This is a genomic window from Paractinoplanes tereljensis, assembly GCF_016862435.1.
Lineage (GTDB): Bacteria > Actinomycetota > Actinomycetes > Mycobacteriales > Micromonosporaceae > Actinoplanes > Actinoplanes tereljensis.
Window position 1 is genome coordinate 138,612 of the sequence record NZ_BOMY01000042.1, and the last position, 23,293, is coordinate 161,904.

Here is a 23,293-nt window from a genome sequence, read left to right on the forward strand (position 1 = left end):
CCGGGAACGGTGCCGGTCGATTGTCGGGGAACTGTCAAGAACAATTGCGGCCCGCCGCAGGTGGCGGCCTATAGTCCGGCGGGTGTGCGCCCACCTACTCGTCGCGGAGGACAACCGCGGACAGGCCGATCTCCTGGGCCGCTATCTGCGGGCCGAAGGCCACCGCGTGACCGTCGTGCACGACGGCCGGCAGGCGCTCGCCGAGGCTCGCCGGCAGCGCCCGGACCTGGTCGTTCTCGACGTCATGATGCCCGGCCTGGACGGTCTGAACGTGTGCCGGATCCTGCGCCGGGAATCGTCCGTCCTGGTCCTGATGCTCACCGCCCGATCCGGCGAGGAAGACCTGCTGCTGGGCCTGGATCTCGGCGCCGACGACTACCTGACCAAGCCGTACAGCCCGCGGGAGCTGGTGGCCCGGGTGCGCACGCTGCTGCGGCGGGTGGACCGGGTGCGGACCGACGACACCGTGCTGCACGTCGGCGACCTGACGGTCGACCTGACCCGGCGGACGGTCACGGTCGGCGACAAACGCATCGGGTGTACGCCGGCCGAGTTCGCGATCCTGGCCACCCTGGCCGGGCAGCCCGACCGGGTCTTCGCCCGCAAGCAGCTGGACCGGGACGCGGCCGACCGGGCGGTCGACACCCACGTGCTGAACCTGCGCCGCAAGATCGAGGCCGACCCGCGGCATCCGCGCCGGCTGCTGTCGGTGTACGGCCTCGGCTACAAGCTGACGGATCCCGGCGATGAGAGTTCCTGACCTGCCGTTCCACCGCAGCCTGATCATGCGGCTGCTGGCTACCTCGATCCTGATCGCGGTCGCGGCGATCACCGCGGCCACCTGGCTGACGGCGCACACCACCACCCAGGCCATCCAGCAGCAGCAGGGCCGCTCGATCACCGACGACGCGCTGATCCACGACACCCTGATCGGGTACGCCGCCACCCACGCGCAATGGGACGGCGTCGCACCCACCGTCGCCGACCTGAGCGCGCGCACCGGCCACCGGGTGACCCTGCTGACCCGCGACCGTCAGGTGCTCGCCGACTCGGCCCCGGCCGGGCCGGACATCGGCGCGGCCCGCCCCTCGGCCACCATCGACCCGTTGCGGGAGAACGGCGTCATCGACGCCCGCGCGGTCGGGCCGTACCGGCTCAGCGCCGCGGAACGCCGCGCCCTGGACGGCTACGCGCGGCAGGCCATGGAGTGCATGAAGGGGAACCTCAACATCCGGCTGACCCACCTGCCCAACGGCCGGCCGGTGGTGTCGCCGCTGCCGACCGAGAGCGGGGTCTGCGCGGCCAAGGAACTGCTGGCCCCGACGCCGACCGAGGCGAAGGCGCTCACCGCGCTGACCGGGATGATGGACGGCTGCACCCGGCTGAAGACGTCGGCGTACATCAGCATCGGGCCGGTGTTCGAGGTGACACCGCTGAGCCGGCCGCTCCCCCGCGACGTCACTCCGGCCGACGTGCAAAAATGCCTGCTCGCGGCGCGGCAGGCGCAGCTCACTCCGTACGTTGCGCCGCCGGCCCTGCTGTTCATCACCGACGCCGGCAGCGGCCCGGCGCCGGCCTCGATCAGCCTCACCCGCGGCAACGTGGCCCGGATCGCGGCCGGCACCGGGCTGGTGCTGGTGGTCGCGATCGCGGTCACCGTGCTGGTCGGCACCCGGCTGGCCCGCCCGCTGCGGTTGCTCACCGAGTCGGTCCGCCGCCCGGTCGAACAGCAGACCCGCGTCCCGGTCGGCCGCCGGGACGAGATCGGCTACCTGGCGAGCGCTCTCAACGACCTGTTCGACCGGCGGGAAACCCTGGAAGCCCAGCGGCAGGCCCTGGTCAGCGACCTGGCCCACGAGCTGCGCACCCCGCTGACCAACATCCGCGGCTGGCTCGAGGCCGCCCAGGACGGGATGGCCCCGACCGATCCGCGACTGCTGGAGGTGCTGCTCGACGAGACGGTGGTGCTGCACCGCATCGTGGACGACCTGCGCGACCTGGCCGCCGCCGACTCCGGAACCCTGCGGATCCACCCCGAGTTCGTCTTCGTCAACGACGTCCTGGCCCCGGTCGTCGAGGCCCACCGCGGGGTCACCGCCGATTTCACCGTCGACCCGCAGCTGTCGGTGGACCCGGTCCGGCTCCGCCAGATCGTCGGCAACCTGCTCTCCAACGCCGTCCGGCACACCGGCCCGGACGGCCAAGTCACCGTGCGCACCACGGTGACCGGCGAAGACTTCGTCCTCCAGGTCACCGACACCGGCGAGGGCATCGCGGCCCAAGACCTGGCGAAGATCTTCGACCGCTTCTGGCGTACGGACGCCTCCCGCAGCCGTAGCACCGGGGGAAGCGGGCTGGGCCTGGCGATCGTCCGCAAGCTGGTCGAGGCCCACGACGGCCGGGTAACCGCGACCAGCGAACTCGGTGTCGGCAGCACTTTCACGGTGACGCTGCCGTTGTCGCGGCAGGCACCCCCCGCGCGTACGCCATGAGCCCGGCCGCCGCCAGCAGGCCGGCCGTGAGGCCCGCGGCGACGCTCGCCGGGGCCTGCGCCTGCCAGGTCAGGATCCGGCCGATCAGCTGGTCCGAGTGCGGGAACAGGACCGCGCCCAGCGTCCAGCCCAGGGGCAGGAACCACGCCCGCGCGGTGCCGATCGTCGCCGCGCCGAGAGCGGTCAGCCCCAGCAGCCCGGCCGCATCCCGCACCACCAGCCCGGCCGGCCCGAACCGGGCCCCGGTCGCCAGGGTGACCAGTAGCGGCACCACCACGACCAGCAGAGCCACCAGCAGGTGTGCGGCCCGGCGCGGCGGCCACCGCAGCGCGGCCGTCTTCTCCAGGGCGTCGTCGGGGCCGCTGAGGGTGGCCGTCAGAGCCGCGACCAGCAGCAGCACGGTCAGGATGACCATCTGCACGCCCACCTCCCGGCTGTTCGAGAACACCGACCAGAGGCCCCACATCAGCACGGCGCCGAGAACGGCCACGACCAGGGCCGCCGGGGCCCGCCGGGAGCGCAGGTAGAGCGCGAGCCACCTCATCGGGTCAGGATGTCGCTGTCGACCGTGCAGGTCAGCGCGGCCTTGCGCAGCGCCTGCAGGTGGGCCAGCGCCTCCGCGGCCGGCTGGGCGCGCAGGGCCTGCCAGCGCGCCGCGGCCTCCGCCTCGGCCGGTTCCCGGCCGATCAGCCAGTAGGCGGCGGCCAGCGTGTCCGCCTGGGCGGTGGGCCGGTCGCATTGTGGCGGGGCCACGAAGGCGGCGGCCACCACGTCGACCGCCTGCACCTGCGCGCCGGTCACGACGCGGAGCAGGACGACGTCGTCGTGCCAGGCCGGGAAGACGTCGGGGAAGTACGTCGTGGTGTCCTCGTGCATCGCGGTCGGCCCGCCCGGCAGCTTCGCCAGGATCGTGAGGCCCTCCCGGGCCGGCGGCGTGACGTCGCCGAGCTGACCGGAGTGGACCCGGCTGACGCAGACTCGCGGTTCGCCGTCGGCGCACACCAGTTCCTGGGCGACCGGGTCGACCGCGTCGGTGACGTACCGGTCGTCACGGGGCATGACCGCGATGGCCAGGGTGGCGCCCAGCAGCACCGGCAGCACCGCCGCGACGCGCAGCCGCCACCCGCCGGAGACCACCAGCAGCACCGCGGTGATGGCGAGCGCGGCCAGCCACAGAGCCTGGGACAGGCTGGCCCGGCCGGGCACGTCGGCATAGGCGGCCGGCATGTTCATCTCGTAGATCGGCGAGAACACCAGGGCCAGCCAGCCGTGCGGACGCGTCGCGCCCGGGATGAGCAGCAGCAGCGCGAGGCCGCCGATGCCGAGCGCCGGGGCGGTCACCAGCGACGGCAGCAACCGGCCGATGGCCTGGCCGAGCCAGACCGCCGCGATCAGCGCCAGCGCGCCGACCAGCGTGACGACGAGGGCCGCCGGCGGGAAGTACCGGGCGGTGCCGATGATGTAGGCGCCGCCCGCGAGTCCCATCGCCAGGTAGCCGCCGACCACCGCGATGGCCATCGCCCCGAGCGTCGGGGCCGTCCTCAGTGCCCGTGGCCGAGGGGTGGTGGCGAACAGTTCGGCCACGCCCGACCGGCGTTCCCGGGTCGCCTGCCAGGCCCCGGCGGCCAGCGCGAGAGGCCACAGCAGAACCAGGTAGAGCCGTTGCGACATGGCCAGCTGCATCCAGCCGGTGGCGAAGCCGATGCCTTCGGCGAAGTAGAGCGCCACCGCGCCGATCACCAGCAGGATCAGGGCGGTGCCGAGCGCCGCCGAGCGGCGCAGTTCGATACCCAGGACGCGGCTCATCGGGCGGCCTCCGCCCGGTGCCGGCGCAGCAGGGCGGAGTAACCCCGCTCGGCCGGACTGTCCCCGGCGTCGCCCTCGCCGCCCTGCGCGATCAGGTCGTCGACGGTGCCCTGGTGGACCAGCCGGCCCTCGTTCAGCACGATGACGTCGGTGCAGGCGGCCACCACGTCCTCGACCAGGTGGGTGGAGACCAGCACACAGGTGTCGATGCCGACCGCGCGCAGCAGGTCGCGGAAGTCGAGGCGCTGCTCGGGGTCGAGGCCGACGGTGGGTTCGTCGAGCAGCAGCACGGCCGGGTCGTTGACGATGGCCTGGGCGATGCCGGCCCGGCGCAGCATGCCGCCGGACAGCGTCTTCATCCGGGCGCCGGCCTTGGCGGTCAGGCCGGTCCGGTCGATCGCCCGCTGCACCGCACCGGGGATCTCGGCCTTCGGCATCTCCTTGAGCCAGGCCATGTATTCGACGAACTCGCGCAGGGTGAACCGCGGGTAGAAGCCGAACTGCTGGGGCAGATAGCCCAGCCCGCGCCGGATCCGCCGCAGGTCGGCCCGGGCGTCGACCTCCTCGCCCAGCAGGGTCAGCTTGCCGCCGGCCGGCTTCACCACGGTGGCCAGGGCGCGCATCAGGGTGGTCTTGCCGGCGCCGTTCGGGCCGAGCAGGCCGTGCACGCCGGTGTCGAGGGTCAGGTCGAGGCCGTCGACGGCCAGGTGCCGGCCGGCTTTCACCCGTAGTTCCTGGGCGTGCACCGCCCACGGGTAGGTGGTCGGGGCCGATTCGGCCGCGGTCACGGTACGCATCGTCACTCCTTCGAAAAGCGGAAGCTGGTGGCCCGGGTCGCGACGAGACCGGCCAGGATGAGGGTGAGCAGGGCCCACCCGAGGGAGGCGCCCGGCTGGACCACCGCGGGCACATGAACGGTGACCACCGCCGGCACCAGGACGGCGAGGGTCCAGACGACGCCGAGCACGACGGCGGCGCGGTAGACACCGATGAAGCCACCCAGCGCGATGGTCGCGGCCGAGAAGGCCAGGCACGGCAGGAGAGCCAAGGCCAGAGACGTTCCGGTACGGCTGCTCGCCAACGCGAGCGCAGGCACGACGACAACCAACACCGCGGCCGTACGCCGTAGCAGCATCGCCAGCCCGGCCGCCGGAGTGCCGGCGATCAGTTCCCAGGCCGGATCGTGGCGCCGGCTCCAAGCGATCGCCACCCCGGGCAGCGGCGCCACCGGGGCCAGCAGCGACACCAGCGGCACCCGGGGTTCCAGCGCCTGCAGCAGCACCGCGCAGCCGAGCACCGCCACCGTCATCGCGAGCCAGGGCCCCAGATGCCAGACCAGCCACCGGTTCCGCATCGTCCACGAGCGGCGGCGGGGAGCCGGATCCGGCCCGGCCGCGATGCCCAGGTCGACGGCCGCGGCGACCCGGTCGAGCAGGGCGTCACCGCCGGCGAGCTGGGCGCGGCAGTCGGCGCACTCCTCCAGGTGCGTCTCGACCGACCACATGGTGACCTCGTCGAGAACAGCTTCCCGGTCGGCGTACCGGGCGAGGAGCGTACGGCTCAAATGTTTGGTCATGAGAGCGCCTCCCGCAGCGCGAGGCGGGCCCGCCGGGCCCGGGTTTTGACCGTGTTCTCCGGGACGCCCAGCAGGACCGAGGTCTCCCGGACCGACAATCCGTCGAGGACCATCGCCCGCAGCACCTGCCGGGCCTCCGGCGGCAGCACGAGCAGGGCCTGTTCCAGCTCCTGCCCGACCCGCCCGGCCAGCACCTCGTCCTCGGCGGCCGGGGCGACGGTCTCGGCCAGCGGCACGGCCGGCAGCTCGTTGTGCCGGGCCCGCCGGCGGAACGCGTCGACCAGGCGGTGGGCGGCGATGGTCCACAGCCAGCCCACCGCGCTACCTTCGTTGCCCGCGAAGCTGCCGGCGGCCCGCCAGACCGCCAGGTAGGTCTCCTGCATCACGTCGGCGACCACGTCGTCGTCGGCACATCGCCGGCGGAGCCGGGCGAGCAGCCAGGGCGACGTACGCCGGTAGAGCTCGTCGAACGCCCGCCGGTCGCCCCCGGCGATCCGGCGCACGAGCTCGCCCTCGTCCTCGCTTCGTTTCACATTCAGCAAGACGACAGCATCGCCGCCCCGGGTTCGTCCGGGGCAGTGACATAGGTCACTAGGTGCGCGCGATCAGCAGATCCTCGGTGGGCAGGGTCTGGCAGGCCAGGCGCCAGCCGGCGGCCAGCTCGTCGGTGGAGAACATGCCGCGGGTGTCGGTCTCGTAGGCACCGGCCAGCACCCGCACCCGGCAGGTGCCGCAGGCGCCCTCGCCGCAGGACTGCGGCAGGTCAACACCGGCGGCGTTGGCCGCGACCAGCACCGACTCGCCGGGGTGGCACGGGAACGGGTCGGCGCCGGCCAGGCCGATCTCGTACTCGGTGACCCCGGACGCGGCGGCGGCCAGCGCGATGGCGTGCGCCTTCTCCCGCCGGGTCTCCTGGCTGCGGCCGGACACGAACGCCTCGGTGTGGATGGCCATCCGCGGCACCTGCAACGCGGTCAGGTGGCCGATCAGGTCCTGCATCATCGGTGCCGGCCCGCACAGGTGGACCCGGGTCGCCGGGCCGGCGTACGGCCGTAGCGCGGCAGCGCCGATCCGCCCCTCCTGACCGGTGATAAAGATCGACACCTCGAGCCGGGGCAGCCTCTCCTGCAGCGCGGTGATCTCGGCCCGGAACGCCGCCTCCTCCTCGGTGCGGTAACTGGCCAGCAGCACGATCCGGCCGGTGTGGGCGGCGTCGGCGGCGGCCGCCAGCACGCTCATCAGCGGGGTGATCCCGACACCGCCGGCGATCAGCAGCAGGGTCTCCTCGCCCGCGCCGGGCGTCCAGGTGAACTCGCCGTGCGGGCCGCTCACCCGCAGCGCGTGGCCGGTTTCCAGGTCGTCGTGCAGGTAACCGGAGCCGAGGCCGTCCGGCTCGTGCTTCACCGCGATCTCGACGAAGCCGGTCTCGCCGGGGCCGCTGCAGATCGAGTACGACCGTTCGATCGGTTCGACCGCGACCGGCAGGTCGACCTTCACGTACTGGCCGGCGTCGAACGCGAACGGCAGCGTGGTCCCGGCCATCGGTTCGAGCCGGATCCGCCGGATCGCCGGGGTCAGCGCCTCGACCGAGGCCACCCGCAGGTAGCCCTGCCAGAGCGCGCCCGGATCCGGCGCCGGGGCGCCGGCCCGCACGGCCCGCCACATCGGGCCGAGCTGCCGCGGCTTCAGCACGGCGTTCGCCGCCATCAGGCCGCCGGCCAGGGCGCCGACCACGCCGGAACCCCAGGCATCCTGCCCGGCCACGAAAAGACCTCCGACCGGCGTACGGCAACCGGCGCGCGCCGACCGCAGACGCTGGGGTGTCGCGGCGAGACCGTAGAACGAGCCCAGGACGCTGTGCTGGAAGGTCTCGAACGACAGCGGGGTGGCGAGCTCGGCGAACGCGATGGCGTCCCGGAAACCGGGCCACCGGCCGTCCAGGCGGCCGATCAGCCGCTCGGTCAGCTCTTCTTTGAGCTTGCGGTAGCTGTCCGGCCGCTCCTCCTCGGGCGTGCCGCGCCAGCGGTCGACCACGTCCGGATCGACGAGTTCGAGGGCCTCCACGGTGTGGTAGCGGGCGGCCGGGTTGTTCAGCGACGCGAACGACACGTACAGCGTGCCCTCGCCGGCCGGGTGGTGGGCGCCCTCGAGATCCGGCATGAACCAGTGGTTCTCGCCGCGGATCCCGAACTCGGCCGGCGACCGCTCCATCCCGAGGAACAGCATCACCGCCGACGGTTCCCGGGGCAGGTCGGCCAGCTCGGCACTGCGGCCGATCAGCGAGTACGTGTTCCGCACCCCGGCCGCCGACACGACCGTGGGGGTGCGCACGTGATAGCGCCGGCCGGTGGTGGTGTCCTCGACGTCGACCCCCGTCACCTTGCCGTTTTCGACGACGATGTCGTTGACCCGTTGCCGGGGGCGCAGTTCCACGCCGTACCTATCAAGGATTTCCAGAATGATGCGACTGATTTCTTTCGGGCCGCCGACCGGGTGGGCCGTGCCCTCCATGAAGAAGGTCAGCGGGACCGCGGCGTGATAGCCGAAGGCACTCTTGGCCGGCGGGGTGCCGTAAAGCCCCCAGCGGGCGGCCAGAACGGCCCGCAACTCCGGATCGCGGAAACTACGGGTGAGCTGCTCCTGCAACGAGCGGTAGATCGCGGGATAGAGCCGGGCGACAACCGGAAAGCCCATTTTCCGTACGCCGCCGGGGAACGACGCGAGAACGTTGCGCGCGGCCAGCCCGGTCATCGCCCGTTGGACGGTGGTGAAGAAGTCGTCGATGGCGCCGGCCTCGGCCGGGAACCGTTCCGCGAGACGCGCCCGGAACTGTTCCTTACCGGCCGGCACCGCGAAGTCGAACTCCGGGAAGTGCAGCACGTCGTAGTCGTCGGGCAGCGGCTCGAGCTGGACCCGCCCGTCGGTCATGAATTCCAGGAACGGGCCGGCGTTCGCGCTGATGTAGTGCAGTCCGGTGCCGAACTGGAACCGCCCGGCCCGGGAGAACTCGTGGGTCATTCCGCCCAGCGTGTAGTGCTGTTCGAGGACGAGCACCCGCTTCCCGCCGAACTGCGCGATCGTGCGGGCCGCCGCCAGACCACCCATACCCGACCCGATGACGACGACGTCGGCCTCTTCGTTTGCGTCCATCGGCTGAGGCTGTCCGGGCCGACTTTATTTCCAATGAACCGGCGGGTTCCGTCGCCGTCCAGTGCGCGGGCGCAGCCTTCGGCCATGAAGACGCAGAAGACGCACTTGAGTGACAACGAACTGCGCTGGGGCGTGCGGATTCACGCCTTCTGGTACGTGGTTGCCAATATCGCGCAGGTGATCGTGTGGTGGTTCGCCACCCCGGACCTCTACTTCTGGCCGGTGTGGTCGATTCTCGGCTGGGGCATCGGGCTGGTGATTCACATCTGGGCGGTCCGGACGGTTCTCAGTCGGCACGCCACGACCTGAGCCACCGCTCGGCCCGATCGGCGAACAGGTGGGCCCCGCGTTCGGCGGACAGCGCGCGGGCCCGTTCCGCGGTGGCCCGGACGGCGTCGGCCGGTTCGCCGCGGGCCCGCATCAGCCGGGCCCGCAACAGGATCAGGAGGCCCTCGGCGTACCGCTGGCCGTGGGTGGCAACGAACGAGTCCGCCCGGTCGAGGGCCGCGGCGGCCTCGTCCAGCCGCCCGGCCGCCAGCCACATCTCGCCGAGCAGCGCGCTCCAGGTGGCCAGGCCGGAGCGCGGCGGGTCGAGCAGGGCGGCTGCGATGATGTCCCGCGCCTCGGCCGCGGCCTCCGGGTCGGCCCGGGTCACCGCGCGCGCCCAGCACTGCGCCAGGCGCTGGTAGCTGCCGAGGAAGACGAACGAGAACTCCGGGTCCTGGGCGATGCCCCGGGCGGCCGCGCGCAGTGCCCAGGCCGGGTCGCCGGCCAGCGCCGCGACGGTGACCGAGAAGGCCGACCAGACAGTCAGCGCGTACGGATCGTCGCCGGCCTCGGCCTCCAGCGTGTCGAACCGGGCCCGGGCCGCGTCCACGTTCCCGTGCAGCCCGGTCATCAGCGCGAGCATCACCGGCGACAGCATCTGCAGGTCGTGCCGGAGCGGTTCCTGCTCGCGGGAGGGCGGATCGCCGGGCCGGGCCGGATCGGAGAGGCTCAGATGGCGGTACGACTCGGCGATGTTCCCGACGTCCCACTGGTGGATGCCCCAGGCGTGCCGGCCGTAGGCGCGCACGATCGGGTCGGCCGACGCCTCGCCCTGATCGAGCAGCCGCCGGGCCAGCCGACCGGCCGCGTCGAGCCGGATGCCCTGCGAGTGCGCCGCCCACCGGGAGAACAGGAAGTCGGCGGCCTCCCGGTCCCGGCCCAGGTCGCGGGCCAGGCGCTCGGCCCGTTCCAGCAGGTCGAGGGCCGAGCCGACATAGCCGGCCCGCATCCCGTCGACCGCGATGAACAGCGACAGCGCGGACAGTTCCAGCTCCGCCAGCCCGGCCGCCCGGGCCACCTGGGCGGCCAGCCGCAGGTGGCGGGCGGCGGCTTCGAGCGCCGACTTGGCCCCGGCGCAGCGCCCGGCCCGCACCAGGGCTTCCGCGGTCCGGGCCTGGTCGGCGAGCGGTCCGGCCGCCCACAGATGATGGGCCAGCCGCTCGACCACCGGGTCGTCCCCGACCGCGGTGCCCTCGAGCGCCTCGGCGACCCGCAGGTGCAGCCCTGGCACCCGGGGCGACGACGTCGTCCAGGCCACCGACTCGCGGACCAGGTCGTGCGCGAAGCGGAACGCGAACGGGTTGCCGCGCTGCGGTTCGAACAGGCCGAGCGCTTCGAGGGGTTCGAGCTGGTCGAGGCAGTTCTGCACGGCGAGCCCGGCGGCCCGGGCGAGCAGCGTGAGGTCGACGTCCCGGCCGATCAGCGCGGCCATCTGGAGCAGGCCCCGGGCGTCGTCGTCGAGGCCGGCGACCCGGTCCCGCACCACGTCCCGCACGGTGGATGGCACCCCGGCGTCGGCTCCGGTGTCGGAGTGCTCGCCGCGGGCGGCGAGAAACCGGGAAAGCTCCCGGACAAAAAATGCATTTCCCCCGGTACGGGCGTGAATGCTCTTCGCCGCGTCGGGGCTGGGCGTCCGGCCGGTCTCCCGGCGAACCAGCTCGGCCACCTCGGCCGGGTCGAGCGCGCCGAGCCCGATCCGCCGGTGCCGGGGGTGCCGGCTGGCCGCGGCCAGCGTGCGCGCCACCTCCGGGCCGGGGACGGGCGCGCGGTCCCGCAGCGCGCCGATGACCGCGGTGCCGTTCGGCAGCCGGGCCGCCAGGTGGCTGAACAGGTCGAGCGAGGCGACGTCGGCCCACTGGATGTCGTCGACGACCAGCACCACCGGCCGCCGGGCCGAGGTCTGCCCGAGGAGCGCGACCGTCTCCTCGAACAGGCGGAACTGGGCGCCGCCGTCCGGCAGCACCGGGGTGCCGGGCACGCCACCGGCCGACCCGGCGAGCCGGCCGAGCTCGCTGCCCTCGGCCGCCCGGCCCTCGATCAGGGCGCCGACGATCTGCACCCACGGCCACATCGACGGGGTGCCGTCCCCCTCCAGGCAGCGTCCCCAGATCACCCGGGCGCCGCGCTCCGCCGCCTCGGCCGCCGCCTCCTCCAGCAGGCTGGTCTTGCCGACGCCCGGTTCCCCCTCGACCAGGACCAGGCCGGAGCCGCCGGTGAACGCCGACTCCACCGCGTGGCGCAGCACCGCGAGCTCTTCGGACCGGCCGACCATTCCCTTTTCCCGGGGCACGTTCTCGGCCGCCGGCTTGCCCAGGACCCGGCGCTGCGCGGCCAGCAGCGCCGGGCCGGGGTCGATGCCCAGGTCCTCGGCGAGCCGGGCGCGGACCGTGTCGAAGACCGACAGCGCCTTCGCCTGCTGGCCGGCCGCGTCCAGGGTGATGACCAGGGCGGCCTGCACGTTCTCGTCCAGCGGGGCCAGCGCGGCCGCCCGGTGCAGGGCCGGCAGCACGAGTCCGGGCCGGCCCTGCGCGACCGCGAGGTCGGCCGCCACCCGGCATGCGTCGAGGAACTCACCGTCCAGCTCGGCGAAGATCGCGGTGGCGGCCGGCCCGTGCACCAGGCCGTCGCCGGCCGGTCCATGCCAGAGTTCGAGGGCCCGGGCGTAACAGTCGAGCGCCTGATCGGGCTGGGTTCGGGCGGCCGCGACGTACTCCCGGAAGGTGACCAGGTCGAGCTGGCCGGGCTCGGCCGCGAACAGATATCCGGTGCCGTGCCGCTGCAGGTACGAGCTGCTCCCCCGGGCCGGCAGCGCTGGTTCGAGCAGCCGGCGCAGCGAACTGGCGTACTTCTGCAGGATGTTGACCGCCGAGGCCGGGACGTCGTCGCCCCAGATCAGATCGATCAGCTCGCTGGTGCTGATCGGCTGGCCGGGCCGGGCGAGCAGGAGAGCCAGCAGATAGGCCTGCTGCCGGGGACCGGCGTCCAGCTCGGTGTCGCCGCGCCAGAGCCGCAGCGGGCCGAGGATCTGCAGACGCAACTCTCCGGTCGCCACCGGGCCGACTGTAGAGGCACGAGTCCTTCTGCAAAAGGGCAGCCCACTTCAGTCAACCTTGTTAAATGTCGGACCGCTGCGAAGCATGGGAAACCCCATCTCCCCGGAGGTCCCCCATGCGCTGGAAGAGAGCGCTATTCCTGGTCCCCGTAGTCGTCGTGCCGCTGGCCATCGCCGGCGTGGTGACCCTGAACGCCGAGGCCGCGGTGCCCCCCACGCCGGCCGGCTTCACCCTCACCTGGAGCGACGACTTCAACGGCGCGGCCGGCACCGGCATCGACCAGAGCCTGTGGAAGTACGACACCGGACCGGGCAGCAGCTTCGGCACCGGCGAGATCGAGACCATGACCAACAGCACCTCGAACGTCTACTACGACGGTCAGGGTCACCTCGTACTGCAGGCTCTGCACTCCGGTTCGGACCCGCGGGCCGGCTGGACGTCCGGCCGGGTGGAGACCCAGGCGGCGACGTTCGGCGCCGCCGCCGGCGGCGTGGTCCGGATGGAATCGGTCCTCCAGCAGCCAAATGTGACCACCGCGAACGGCGCCGGTTACTGGCCGGCGTTCTGGATGCTCGGCGCGCCGCTGCGGTCCGGGGTCACCTGGCCGAAGTCCGGCGAGATCGACATCATGGAGGACATCAACGGCCGCAGCTCGGTCTTCGGCGCCCTGCACTGCGGCGTCAACCCCGGCGGCCCGTGCAACGAGTCCACCGGCATCACCTCCGGCGAACGGGCCTGCGGCGGTTGCCAGACCGGCTTCCACAACTACGCGGTGGAGATCGACCGCTCGACGTCCCCCGAGCAGATCCGGTTCTACCTGGACGGCAACAACTACTACACGATCAACGCGAACCAGGTGGACGCCACCACCTGGGCCGACGCGGTCGACCACCCGTTCTTCATCATCTACGACCTGGCCATCGGCGGCGGCTTCCCGGACGCCTTCGGCGGCGGCCCGAACGCCGCCACGGTGTCCGGCGGCAAGCTGGTCATCGACTCGGTAGCGGTCTACAACAAGGGTTCCGGCGGCGGCTCTTCTTTGACCGGCCAGACCATCACCGGTCCCGGCGGCAAGTGCGTGGACGTGGCCGGCGACGACAACGGCGGTGACGGCAGCGCGGTCCAGCTGTGGGACTGCCAGGCCGGCGCGAAGGACCAGCACTGGACCTGGAGCGGCCAGGCCCTGCAGACCCTGGGCAAGTGCCTGGACATCGCCGGCGGAGACAGCGCCGGGGGTACGAATTTGCAGCTCGCCACCTGCAACAGCGGCGGTTACCAGGCGTGGGCCCGGCAGTCGGACGGCTCGCTGCGCAACCCGGCTTCGGGCCGCTGCATCGACTCTCCCAACGGGGCCACCGCCAACGGCACCCGGCTGCAGATCTGGGACTGCAACGGCGCCGCCGCCCAGAAGTTCGCGATCGGCACCCCGATCTACGGCCCCGGCGGCAAATGCGTGGACGTGGCCGGCGACGACAACGGCGGCGACGGCACCGCGATCCAGCTGTGGGACTGCCAGCAGGCAACGTCGCTGGACCAGAAGTGGACCTGGAACGGCCAGACGCTGCGCACCCTGGGCAAGTGCCTGGACGTAGCGGGCGGCGCCAGCGCGGCAGGCACAAAGCTCCAGCTGGCCACGTGCAACGGAAGCGGCTACCAGAACTGGGTGGCCAACGCCAACGGCTCGATGTCCAACCCGACGTCAGGCCGCTGCATAGATTCCCCGAACGGCGCCACCACCAACGGCACCCGCCTGCAGATCTGGGACTGCAACGGCGCCGCAGCCCAGAAGTTCGCCCTGGCCTGATCTCCCCGGTCCCCCGACCACCGGCCGCAGTCCCGGTCAGTGGTCGGGGGACCGCACTCCTCGAGCATGGCATTCTCGCCCACGCCGGCCACGAGTGCGTTCAGCGGTACGGGAGATACCGGGTGGTCCGTGACCATCGCGGCCATAGTGGAAGCGGCAGGCAGGCGGTAAGCCCGTCGTATCCGGTCTCCACCGCTGCTGATCCGTCCCGAAGCGTCACGGTGACCCGAGAACGCCGGTAGGCGAAGACTTCTGATACCCGGCCGGCGACCACCGACGTGACCAGATCCTGCATGAACGCGAGGTCGGCAGCGCCGCCGCTCAGTTCCCATCGGCCACCGATCTCGCCGACCTGCACGATGATCTCGTCCCCGAAGTCGGTCCACTCGATCGTCCGCGCGCCGATACGGTGCGGCGTGATCCGAGCCGTCAACCCGAAGCCAGTTCGGCTGATCTCGGTCTCGGCTACGTCGTCGAGTTCGGCCAGGAGCCGGCGGGCCAGCGCCAGGGTTGGCTCCTCATGCGTGTCAGACACGAAGTGTGAATACCCGCCGGCGGAGGTGATTTCAAGAGCTGCCGGTCCCGCGCGAGCAGGGTGCGGCCGCTCCCCGTGAGCAGCCGCACCGCCTCATCCTGTCCCTTGATCGATGCTCTCCGCTGCCTCGTCGGCGGCCGGCGGATATCAGGTAGCGGTGATCTCGATGTCCCGCCAGTCGGCCGGTTTGGGGCAGACCGGTGTGCCGCAGCCGCTGAGCGTTGTCGCGAACGACGAGAAGACCGCCACCCCGGTGCCGAAGATTCCCGTCCCCAGCTGCGGGAAAATCCTGATGACTACGGCCTGTTCCGTGCCCGTGCAGGCAAAGGCGGGGCTGCTGTCCGGCACGGCGGCGGCGAGCGCCCCCGTAGCGGGGTCGGCCTGGCGGACGTCGAGCAGGGCGTGCCAGGTCTCGCCGGCGGGGCACTTGACCCCCAGCTGGACGTCGATGGCCGCCCCGCCGGCCACCAGCAGTGCACTCCGGACATGGGCGTAGGGCGCACCGGGCACGTCCCGCGGGATCGACGCGGTGCCCGCCTTCAAGGTTATGGCGTCGGAGTGGACGACGTCCTGGCCGGGGCGGCTGAGTTCACCGGCCACCGAGAACCCGCCGGCCGCGAACGGCACGCCGGTCGGGTCGGCGAAGACGTGCACCACGACGGTTTGCTTCCTGCCGTTGCAGGTGACCAGCGTGCTGCCGTAGCCGGACGCGACGCTGCTGGGGCCGGTGGCCTCGGCGACCTTGGCGGCCAGGGTGGCCTGCGCGCCGTCCGTGGTCGCCGCGCAGGTCGCTGTGTAGGTGAGGTCGACGGCCGCGCCCTGGCCGATGACGACGCCCTTGTGCAGGGTGAAGCTGAACTGTGCGGCGCCCGGCGCCGGCGGTGTCATAGGGGCGAGCCCGATCAGGCCCGCGACGGCGAAGAGGACGATTCTGTGCATGCGAGCATCTCCCCGTTCGGTCAGGTGTGCAGGTCGTCCTCGGCCCAGCGGACGGTGAAACCGGACCAGGCGTCCACGGTCATGCTGATCAGGGCCGCACCGCTGTTGGACCGGGTGGCCGACAGGACCATGGTGGCGTCGCGCAGCTGGGGCTGGTCGTTGCAGGTGACGTGCTGGTCCGTCGTGGTGCCGTAGACCACCCTGTTGTGGAAGCCCAGCTCGGTGAGGATGAGCGAGAGCCGGGCCGAGTCGCCGGTCGGGCAGGTCACCGAGACCCGCACGGAAACCAGGATGCCGCCGGGTTGGGTGACCGCCGAGACAAGGGTGACGACCGGCGTGCCCGGTGCGTCCGGCTGCGGGGTGACGTCGCCCTCGACGGGTGTCAGGATCTGCAACGCCGTCCAGGGCGCGTCCGGATATTCGGACGGCTGGAAGACGGTCTTCGTGGCGGTGGTGCCCAGGCCCAGGGCGGCGCCCGGAAGATCGGGATCGCCCGGCAGGACCAGGGTGTAGGACGTGTGTGTCGCGCCGTCGCACGGTATGTCGGTGTAGCCCGTCCCGTAGGCCTGCCCAGTGCTCGTGACCTGGCTCAGCGCGGTCCTGAACTCGCCCTGGCCGCCGCCCGTGCACGACGCGGTGGCCGTCAGTTCGATCGCTCCGCCGGAGAGCCCGGTCGCTTTGGTGATGGTGAATGCCGGTACGCCCGATGTGACGGCCCGGGCAGGGCCGGCGACGAGCAAGGAGCCGATCAAAGCCAGGATCATGAGGCCGATTTTGCGCATGTGGCTACCTCCCCTCGGGGCACCTCCGCGCCCCCAGGCGACATTGACATCCCTCGACGACGCAACGCCGCGCCCCGTCCTTGATCCGACTGGCTCCGGTGAGGGCTTGCCGCGAAACAAGCCGTTTCTTCGCAAATTTCGATTCGTTGTCTGCTATTTCGGTGAGTGATGAGGTCTATGCAGGAGGTCCGAGCTACTCAGAAGATTCCTGCGGGACCTCGGCCGCACCAGCTCCCCGCATTGCGATCACCCCGCATGACACGAACCCGCGCGGATCGCGGCATGAGAGTTACTTCCGCGTACCGGTAGTAAATTGTTTCGTTGATTGGTCACGCAACCTAATTTCTCGGTGCCGGATGACTTCCGGGATTGGCATGATCGACTCTTAGCGGACGCGATTCGGGCGCGCGAGAATATAGGCATGCGGTACCAGCAGCTTCAGCTATTCGATCGGTCCACAACTCTTGCGCTGCGGGACCGCACAAAAGCACGGAACTATTCTCCGGCGGGCGACGAATTTCGTCGTGATCGGGCGCCGCAGCGGCGGTGGGGACTCGTTCGCCGCTATGCGTTGAAGCGTTGTCGTTCGGATGGTTGCTCCCGTGAGTGCGGCGAGTTGGGTCTGCACGATGATGTCGAGGCTGTCCCGCCGCTGATCTGGCCGCAGGAGGCGACCTGTCTTCAGCGGCCGTCACCCGCGACACCCAGCCGGGGTGCTGCGACTGACAACGACCTGCCGCCGGACGGCGAGCAGTCAGCCGACCGATCCATCCCGGCAGGCCGGGCGGTATCCCCAGGCGGGACGGAAACGGCGCCGTGCGCCGCGCCCGCACATCGGGCTGATGCATCTGCTCGGCCCGAGCCTTCGCACGAGGAAGATGCTGCTGCTCAGACCGGGCCCGGGCGACAGGCCACAGGCCCGCGGATCCACCCCGTCACCTGGGCCGACCGGGTGCGCGACACGGCCGGCGTGGGCGACACCGCCGGCGTGGGCGATACGGGCAGCGTCGAGTCGGCGCGCCGGACCGGACCGGTCAGCCGGGGCGGGCGGATGGAACACGCCGCACAGCCTCAGCTGTTCGGCGGCGTCGCACGGCTCGGACCTGGTTGCCGCCCGGCCCGCGAGGCCGGTCGGCCGCAGCGCCGCCGGCGGCATCACGGGGTCACCGACTGCGGCCGACCTGCCACCAGAGGCCCGCCTCAGCCATTGCCAGAATGCTCCGCCGAATTTATCCGGTGCGATTCCCGAAGAATTACAGGAATCGTCCGCCAGTGAAAGGATGGCGGAGAAACATCGCGCCCGAATCAGCACTATTCGGGAATGTGGAGCCCGATTCTCGGGGGCGCCGAAGAGCGGCTTTTCGTCGGCACCGTCGAGCGCACTAATATCGACAGACCCGGATGCCGGATGCTGGATCAAAGCCCGCCAGTCCGGGGCCGCGCGGGTATTCGGTGCGCTCGTTCGCGGGTACTTCCACTCACCGGGCACCCGACTTAAGGTCCGGACAAATCTTCCATTTACTGGCGGGCCCATTCCATTATCCGGACCAACGCTCCCATAAAGCATTCGATATCAGTGCATACCGTCGGGCCTGCGGCGCCTCGCACGCCGAACATGTCGAGTTTGTGTTCGCTCCGATCACGAACTCCCCTAGATCGTGACAGTGCGTCCAGCGAGCTTCGCCATTGATCAGCGCGAGAACCGCATACCATGCACGCCGATTACCGGCGGTGGCTGGCTGCCACTTTGAAATGCTTTCCGGGGTTTGGGCCGGGCGTGGCGGTAATGCGTAAGGGGCGGTCTGGCATGGTGATGGTCAGCTGCTGGACCAGCATCGCCGTGGTGGCTACCGCCAGGACCTCGGTCATGCCCGCGCCTAGGCAGGTGTGGCTGCCTACCGAGAACGGCGCGTACACCGACGCCTTACGGGCGGCCGTGAAGTCGCGGTCGATGTCGAAACGATCCGGGTCTGGGAAGTGCTCCGCGAGCTGGTGCGGCACCGACGTGGCCACCAGGACACGGCGGCCGGGCTCGACCCGGAAACCCTCGAAATCAAAACCCTCCAGCACGGTACGGGCGGAGCCGGGCGCCGGTGGATAGACCCGCAGCGTCTCCAGAACCAGGCCGCGCAACGCCGGCAGGTGTCGCAGCCGGTCGAAGGTCAGCGGCTCGTCGCCCACCTCGGCAGCCACCCGGGCCAGCACTGACGGGTGCTTCAGCAGGGCGTACAGCATGAAGCTGTACAGGTACGCGACGGTGTTTATGCCGGCGAAGTAGCCCTGCAGCGCCATTCCCGCCCGTACCTCTATGGGGTAAGGGTTTCCGTTCTCGTCCTTTGCTACCAGCGCTCGGTCCAGCAGGTCGGGTGGGCCGGGCTGGGGATGGGCGGCGCGCTCTTCCAGGGCAGCGCGGGCGAAGGCGTGGATCTCGGCTCGGGCTCGGCGGTAAGCGGGGCGGCGCAGCGCCACCGCCGGCCACTTGCCGGCGATGGTGACGTCCAGGACCAGCTCGAACGCCGAGCGCAAGGTGTCGAACCTGGCCGCCGAATCGGCGCCGGTGAAGGCGATCGACAACTGGGCCGCGGCCAAACGCTGGAAGCGGTCCACCACCGGCACGGCCGGCTGGGCCGGCCACTCCTTCAGCAGGAATGCGGTCCGGGCGGCCACCTCGTCCCAGCGGGCGGCCAGCAGATCCCGGGACAGGCCGGTGGCCAGGACCTTGCGCAGATGCCGGTGCGGGCGACCACGCAGCACGTGCACCCGCATGCCGAACTCACGATTGAGGCCGCCGAAGCTCTCCTCGCTGGAGAAGACCTCGTCGCCTCGTTCCAGCAGGAAACGGTTGGCCTGTTCGCCGGCCATGATGACGAAGGCCTGGTTCAGGGCCCGGACCCGGAAGACCGGGCCCATCTCGCGGTACGTGTCCACCAAGAACTGCTGGACGTCGCCCATCATCCGCAGGGCGTTGCCGAGCACGGGCAGGCCGGGCGCGACCGGCGGGCTGAGCGTCATGCGTCCATTCTGGACCTACATAAGAGCGGCCAAGGGGAGATCGGCTTCGTCGCCGGTCGGCCAGTCCCGTGGCGTCGGGCCGAGGGCGATCAGCGACCGGGCCTGCAGCCGAGACCACGGAGAGTAAGCAGGGCTGTCGGCCAGCACCGCGCTCAGGAAGCCGTCCCAGGGGATCCACCGGACGGCGGCCACCTCGCCCGGATTGGGGTGCGGCTGGGCGGCCGCGGTCGCGTAGAAAACGGGGCACATCTCGTTCTCCACCACGCCGTCCAGCTCGGCGCGGTACCGGAAAGCGGGCAGCACCAACCGGATCTCGTCGAGTTCCAGGCCCAGCTCGAACGACGCCCGGCGGGCCACCGCGGCGCGCATCGACTCGCCCTCCTGCGGGTGCCCGCAAACGCTGTTGGTCCAGATGCCGGGCCAGGTGCGCTTGCTGAGCGCGCGCTGGGTCAGCAGGAATCGGCCGGCGGTGTCGAACACGTAGCAGGAAAAGGCCAAATGCAGCGGTGTGGCGTCGGTGTGGACGGTGAGTTTGTCGTGGCGCCCCCGGGCACGACCGGCCTCATCGAGAAGAATGACGTGTTCCATGGCATTTTCCAGTTTCCGCAGACCGTTGCGAGGAGTAACCAGCCGGGCGTGGTCAACAGCCGCCCGACGCTACGAAACGTAATCGTCTGACGTCGCCGAGTGCATTGTGATCTATGTCTCCCTCGACTAAGCGTGATGGTCCACTCACGATAGGTGAGACCCTCGTGATCCACACCTGGCCGCGGTTCCCCCACCGCAGAACAGGAAAACTTCATGCGCCACTTCTCGGTCCTGGAGCATCTGGCCGGGCAGCTGAATCCACTTTGCCGTGTCCTCGACCTGGACCCGACCACCCCCTTGGACCTCCTGACCGCACTGCTCGGGCCGCACGGCGCACGATCGCTCGCCGACCCGCCGGCCTGGCCCTCCGATATCGCCGACGACCATTCGCCGGTCGAGTTCTCCGTCGCCTTCAACAACAACGAACCCCCGGCCCTGCGCATCCTGGCCGAGGTGCCGGGCCTCCCGCCCGGGATAAATGCCAACACCCAGGCGGCGTACGCCTTTCTGGCCGACAATGCTGCCCGGTTCGGCCTTTCCACCCAACGCCTTGACGCCGTACGCGACCTGTTCGCCACCGCCCAGCCGGTCGGCAGTTTCGCGCTGTGGTGCTCGCTGGTTTTCCGGCACGGGCGCGATCCCGAGTTCAAGGTGTACTTCAACCCCGAGGTGGCCGGCGTCGACCGGGCCCCGGAACTGGTCGCCGAGGCGCTGGGCCGACTCGGTCTGGGTGACTCGTACCGAATGATGCTCGCCCGCTCGATCCGCCCCGGTGAGCTGGGCCGGCGCGACCGGCTCGCGTTCTTCGCCCTGGATCTGCACGACGGGCCGCAGGCCCGGGTGAAGCTGTATGTCAGCCACTACGACGCCGACGCGGCCGACGCGGCCCGCGCCGCAACCGTGGTGGACGGCGTCAATCCGGACGAGGTCGCCGCGTTCTGCCTGGCCGCCGGCGGTGGCCACCGGTTCCGAGGGCGGCCGCTGGTCGGCAGCTACACCCTGGCCGGCGGGGCCGACCGGCCGGTCGGCTACAGCGTCTACGTCCCGATCCGCGACTACGTCGACGACGACCTGCAGGCCCGCGACCGGGTGGCGGCCGTGCTGGCCCGTCACGGGTTCAGCACCGCGCCGCTGCACCGGTCGATCGCCGCGGTGTCGCGCCGGCCGCTCGCCGCCGGGGTCGGGCTGATCGCGCACGTCTCGCTGCGCCTCGGGCCGCCCCGGCCGGGCGTCACGGTCTACCTGTCCGCCGAGGCGTACGAGGTTGCCCAGCCCCGCTCGGTCTGGCTGCCCGCCGCCTGAATCTGTTAGGAGTCACCGTGCCGCTGCCCCCGTACCGGATCAAGGTGGTCGAGCCCATCCCGTTCCTCAGCCCCGAGGAGCGGGCCGGCGCCCTGCACCTCGCCGGCTACAACCCGTTCAACCTGCGGGCCGACCAGATCACCATCGACCTGCTGTCCGACTCGGGCACCGGGGCCACCTCGGCGGCCCAGGAGGCGGCGGCCGCGGTCGGCGACGAGTCGTACGCCGGGGCCCGCTCCTGGTTCCGGTTCCTCGACGAGGTGGCCGACCTGACCGGTTACCCGCACATCCTGCCGGTGCACCAGGGCCGGGCCGGCGAGCGCATCCTGTTCGGCACGCTGCTGCGGCCGGGCCAGATCTGCGTCAGCAACACCCACTTCGACACCACCCACGCCAATGTGGAGCTGGCCGGCGCCGAGGCCCGCGACCTGCCCTGCCCGGAGGCGCTCGACCTGGACAGCCACGAGCCGTTCAAGGGCAACATCGACCTGACCGCGCTGGCCGAGCTGCTGGCCGGGCCGGACGGCGAGCGGGTCGGCCTGGTGCTGATGACCATCACCAACAACGGCCTGGGCGCCCAGCCGGTCTCGATGGCCAACCTGCAGGCGGTGCACGCGCTGTGCCGGCAGCACGGTGTCCCGTTCTTCCTGGACGCGGCCCGCTTCGCGGAGAACGCCTGGCTGGTCCGCGAACGCGAGCCGGAGTACCACGGCTGGACGCCGCGGGAGATCGCCCGGCAGGCGTTCGACCTGGCCGACGGCTGCGTGATCAGCCTCAAGAAGGACGGCCTGGCCAGCATCGGCGGGTGCATCGGGCTGCGCGACGACGACCTGCACGCCCGCTGCGAGGCCAATCTCATTGCCACCGAGGGCTTCTCGACGTACGGCGGACTGGCCGGGCACGACCTGGAACGGCTCGCCGTCGGGCTGCGCGAGGTGGTCGATCCGGCGTACCTCTCGGCTCGGGCGGCCGCGACCACCCACCTGGCGCAACTGATCAACGAAGCCGGGGTGGACACCGTCCAGCCGGCCGGCATCCACGCGCTCTACCTGAACGCCGGGCGCCTGCTGCCGCACCTGTCGCCGGCCGAATTCCCCGGGCATTCGCTCGGCTGCCAGCTGTTCCTGGACGGCGGGGTGCGCTGCGCCGAGCTCGGCTCGCTTTACCTGGGCACGATGGACGAACAGCACCGGCTGGTCACGCCGGCGCCGTTCGAGCTGGTCCGGCTGGCCATTCCGCGCCGGGTCTACAGCCAGGAGCACTTCGAGTACGTGGCGGAGACCCTCGCCGGGATCGCCAAGGACCCGGAACGGATCACCGGGTACCGGATCGTGTCGACCCCGCCGATCCTGCGGCACTTCAAGGTCAGGCTGGCGCCCTTGCCGTGAGCCGCTTCATGGCGTGCCGCACCAGGGTTACCAGCGCGAGCTTGCTGGACGGCCGGTCCCGGGCGTCGCACCACACCAGCGGCACCCGCGGGTCGAGCTCCAGGGCCCCGCGGATCTCCTCCTCGGTGTAGTCGCACTCGCCGAAGAACCGGTTGACCGCGGTGACGAACGGGATGCCCCGCCGCTCGAAGTAGTCGACGGCGGGGAAGCTCGAGTCCAGCCGGCGGGTGTCGACAAGCACGATCGCGCCGACCGCGCCCTGGGCCAGCTCGTCCCACATGAACCAGAACCGATCCTGGCCCGGGGTGCCGAAGAGATAGAGCACCACGTCGGGACTGATCGTGATGCGGCCGAAGTCGAGTGCCACGGTGGTGGTCTTCTTGCCCTCCACCCCGGTGAGGTCGTCCACCCCGACACTGGCCTCGGTCAGGATCTCCTCCGTGGTCAGCGGCGGGATCTCACTCACCGAGGCCACCAGCGTCGTCTTGCCGGTGCCGAAGCCGCCGGCCACGACGATCTTGACCGATGTGCGGTCCACG

Annotated in this window: 19 protein-coding genes; 6 read left to right on the forward strand and 13 right to left on the reverse strand. The window is 71.3% G+C overall.

Annotated elements, in window-relative coordinates; all coding sequences use genetic code 11:
* The first annotated feature begins 82 nt into the window (after positions 1–82).
* Together Ate02nite_RS32995 and Ate02nite_RS33000 are read left to right on the forward strand one after the other, a co-directional pair.
* A complete protein-coding gene (locus tag Ate02nite_RS32995) occupies positions 83–760 on the forward strand; it encodes a response regulator (RefSeq protein ID WP_203811787.1) in 678 nt (225 codons plus the stop codon).
* Positions 747–2,492, forward strand: coding sequence for a sensor histidine kinase (locus tag Ate02nite_RS33000; protein WP_203811788.1), 1,746 nt, complete (start codon positions 747–749; stop codon positions 2,490–2,492). Before Ate02nite_RS32995 ends, Ate02nite_RS33000 begins: the two co-directional genes overlap by 14 nt.
* On the opposite strand, the gene Ate02nite_RS33005 is transcribed toward Ate02nite_RS33000, so the two are convergent.
* Genes Ate02nite_RS33005 through Ate02nite_RS33030 form a run of 6 tightly spaced genes read right to left on the reverse strand, consistent with a single transcriptional unit; the run spans position 2,440 to position 9,024 of the window.
* Positions 2,440–3,036, reverse strand: a complete 597-nt coding sequence (locus Ate02nite_RS33005) for a hypothetical protein (protein ID WP_203811789.1) — start codon at positions 3,034–3,036, stop codon at positions 2,440–2,442. The genes Ate02nite_RS33000 and Ate02nite_RS33005 overlap by 53 nt on opposite strands.
* A complete protein-coding gene (locus tag Ate02nite_RS33010) occupies positions 3,033–4,298 on the reverse strand; it encodes a hypothetical protein (protein ID WP_203811790.1) in 1,266 nt (421 codons plus the stop codon). The genes Ate02nite_RS33005 and Ate02nite_RS33010 overlap by 4 nt, the downstream gene beginning before the upstream one ends.
* Positions 4,295–5,095, reverse strand: coding sequence for an ATP-binding cassette domain-containing protein (locus Ate02nite_RS33015; protein ID WP_203811791.1), 801 nt, complete (start codon positions 5,093–5,095; stop codon positions 4,295–4,297). The genes Ate02nite_RS33010 and Ate02nite_RS33015 overlap by 4 nt, the downstream gene beginning before the upstream one ends.
* Before the next feature lie 2 nt (positions 5,096–5,097).
* Complete coding sequence (locus tag Ate02nite_RS33020; protein WP_203811792.1) at positions 5,098–5,874, reverse strand: zf-HC2 domain-containing protein; 777 nt, start codon at positions 5,872–5,874, stop codon at positions 5,098–5,100.
* Positions 5,871–6,407, reverse strand: a complete 537-nt coding sequence (locus Ate02nite_RS33025) for an RNA polymerase sigma factor (protein WP_203811793.1) — start codon at positions 6,405–6,407, stop codon at positions 5,871–5,873. Before Ate02nite_RS33025 ends, Ate02nite_RS33020 begins: the two co-directional genes overlap by 4 nt.
* A 58-nt stretch (positions 6,408–6,465) precedes the next feature.
* Entirely contained in the window at positions 6,466–9,024 is a 2,559-nt protein-coding gene (locus Ate02nite_RS33030; protein WP_203811794.1) for an FAD-dependent oxidoreductase, read from the reverse strand.
* A gap of 84 nt (positions 9,025–9,108) precedes the next feature.
* On the opposite strand from Ate02nite_RS33030, the gene Ate02nite_RS33035 reads away from it, so the two are divergent.
* On the forward strand, positions 9,109–9,333 hold the full coding sequence (locus Ate02nite_RS33035) for a 2TM domain-containing protein (protein ID WP_203811795.1): 225 nt from the start codon (positions 9,109–9,111) through the stop codon (positions 9,331–9,333).
* Here Ate02nite_RS33035 and Ate02nite_RS33040 read toward each other — a convergent pair.
* Positions 9,311–12,403, reverse strand: a complete 3,093-nt coding sequence (locus Ate02nite_RS33040) for an AAA family ATPase (RefSeq protein ID WP_203811796.1) — start codon at positions 12,401–12,403, stop codon at positions 9,311–9,313. The two genes, Ate02nite_RS33035 and Ate02nite_RS33040, sit on opposite strands and share 23 nt — an antisense overlap.
* Before the next feature lie 116 nt (positions 12,404–12,519).
* On the opposite strand from Ate02nite_RS33040, the gene Ate02nite_RS49110 reads away from it, so the two are divergent.
* Complete coding sequence (locus Ate02nite_RS49110) at positions 12,520–14,208, forward strand: ricin-type beta-trefoil lectin domain protein (protein ID WP_239147886.1); 1,689 nt, start codon at positions 12,520–12,522, stop codon at positions 14,206–14,208.
* 100 nt (positions 14,209–14,308) lie between these two features.
* Here the strand turns inward: Ate02nite_RS49110 and Ate02nite_RS33050 are convergent, their stop codons facing one another.
* The 5 genes from Ate02nite_RS33050 to idi all read right to left on the reverse strand — a co-directional run bounded on the left by Ate02nite_RS33050 (position 14,309) and on the right by idi (position 20,064).
* Positions 14,309–14,743 carry a hypothetical protein gene (locus Ate02nite_RS33050; protein ID WP_203811797.1) on the reverse strand — a complete coding sequence of 145 codons (435 nt, stop codon included), beginning with the start codon at positions 14,741–14,743 and terminating at the stop codon, positions 14,309–14,311.
* A 147-nt stretch (positions 14,744–14,890) separates the two neighbouring features.
* Positions 14,891–15,682 (reverse strand): hypothetical protein, encoded by a 792-nt coding sequence (locus Ate02nite_RS33055; protein WP_203811798.1) that lies wholly within the window; start codon positions 15,680–15,682, stop codon positions 14,891–14,893.
* Positions 15,683–15,702: 20 nt separating this feature from the next.
* On the reverse strand, positions 15,703–16,446 hold the full coding sequence (locus Ate02nite_RS33060; protein WP_203811799.1) for a hypothetical protein: 744 nt from the start codon (positions 16,444–16,446) through the stop codon (positions 15,703–15,705).
* Between the two features lie 1,740 nt (positions 16,447–18,186).
* Positions 18,187–19,476, reverse strand: coding sequence for a cytochrome P450 (locus tag Ate02nite_RS33065; RefSeq protein WP_203811800.1), 1,290 nt, complete (start codon positions 19,474–19,476; stop codon positions 18,187–18,189).
* Between the two features lie 15 nt (positions 19,477–19,491).
* A complete protein-coding gene (idi, locus tag Ate02nite_RS33070) occupies positions 19,492–20,064 on the reverse strand; it encodes an isopentenyl-diphosphate Delta-isomerase (RefSeq protein ID WP_203811801.1) in 573 nt (190 codons plus the stop codon).
* Positions 20,065–20,277: 213 nt separating this feature from the next.
* Between idi and Ate02nite_RS33075 the strand changes: the two genes are divergently transcribed.
* Together Ate02nite_RS33075 and Ate02nite_RS33080 are read left to right on the forward strand one after the other, a co-directional pair.
* Entirely contained in the window at positions 20,278–21,366 is a 1,089-nt protein-coding gene (locus Ate02nite_RS33075; protein ID WP_203811802.1) for a tryptophan dimethylallyltransferase family protein, read from the forward strand.
* Positions 21,367–21,383: 17 nt separating this feature from the next.
* Positions 21,384–22,754 carry a tryptophanase gene (locus Ate02nite_RS33080; RefSeq protein WP_239147887.1) on the forward strand — a complete coding sequence of 457 codons (1,371 nt, stop codon included), beginning with the start codon at positions 21,384–21,386 and terminating at the stop codon, positions 22,752–22,754.
* Here Ate02nite_RS33080 and Ate02nite_RS33085 read toward each other — a convergent pair.
* On the reverse strand, positions 22,732–23,292 hold the full coding sequence (locus Ate02nite_RS33085; RefSeq protein ID WP_203811803.1) for a GTP-binding protein: 561 nt from the start codon (positions 23,290–23,292) through the stop codon (positions 22,732–22,734). The two genes, Ate02nite_RS33080 and Ate02nite_RS33085, sit on opposite strands and share 23 nt — an antisense overlap.
* Position 23,293 lies beyond the last annotated feature (1 nt).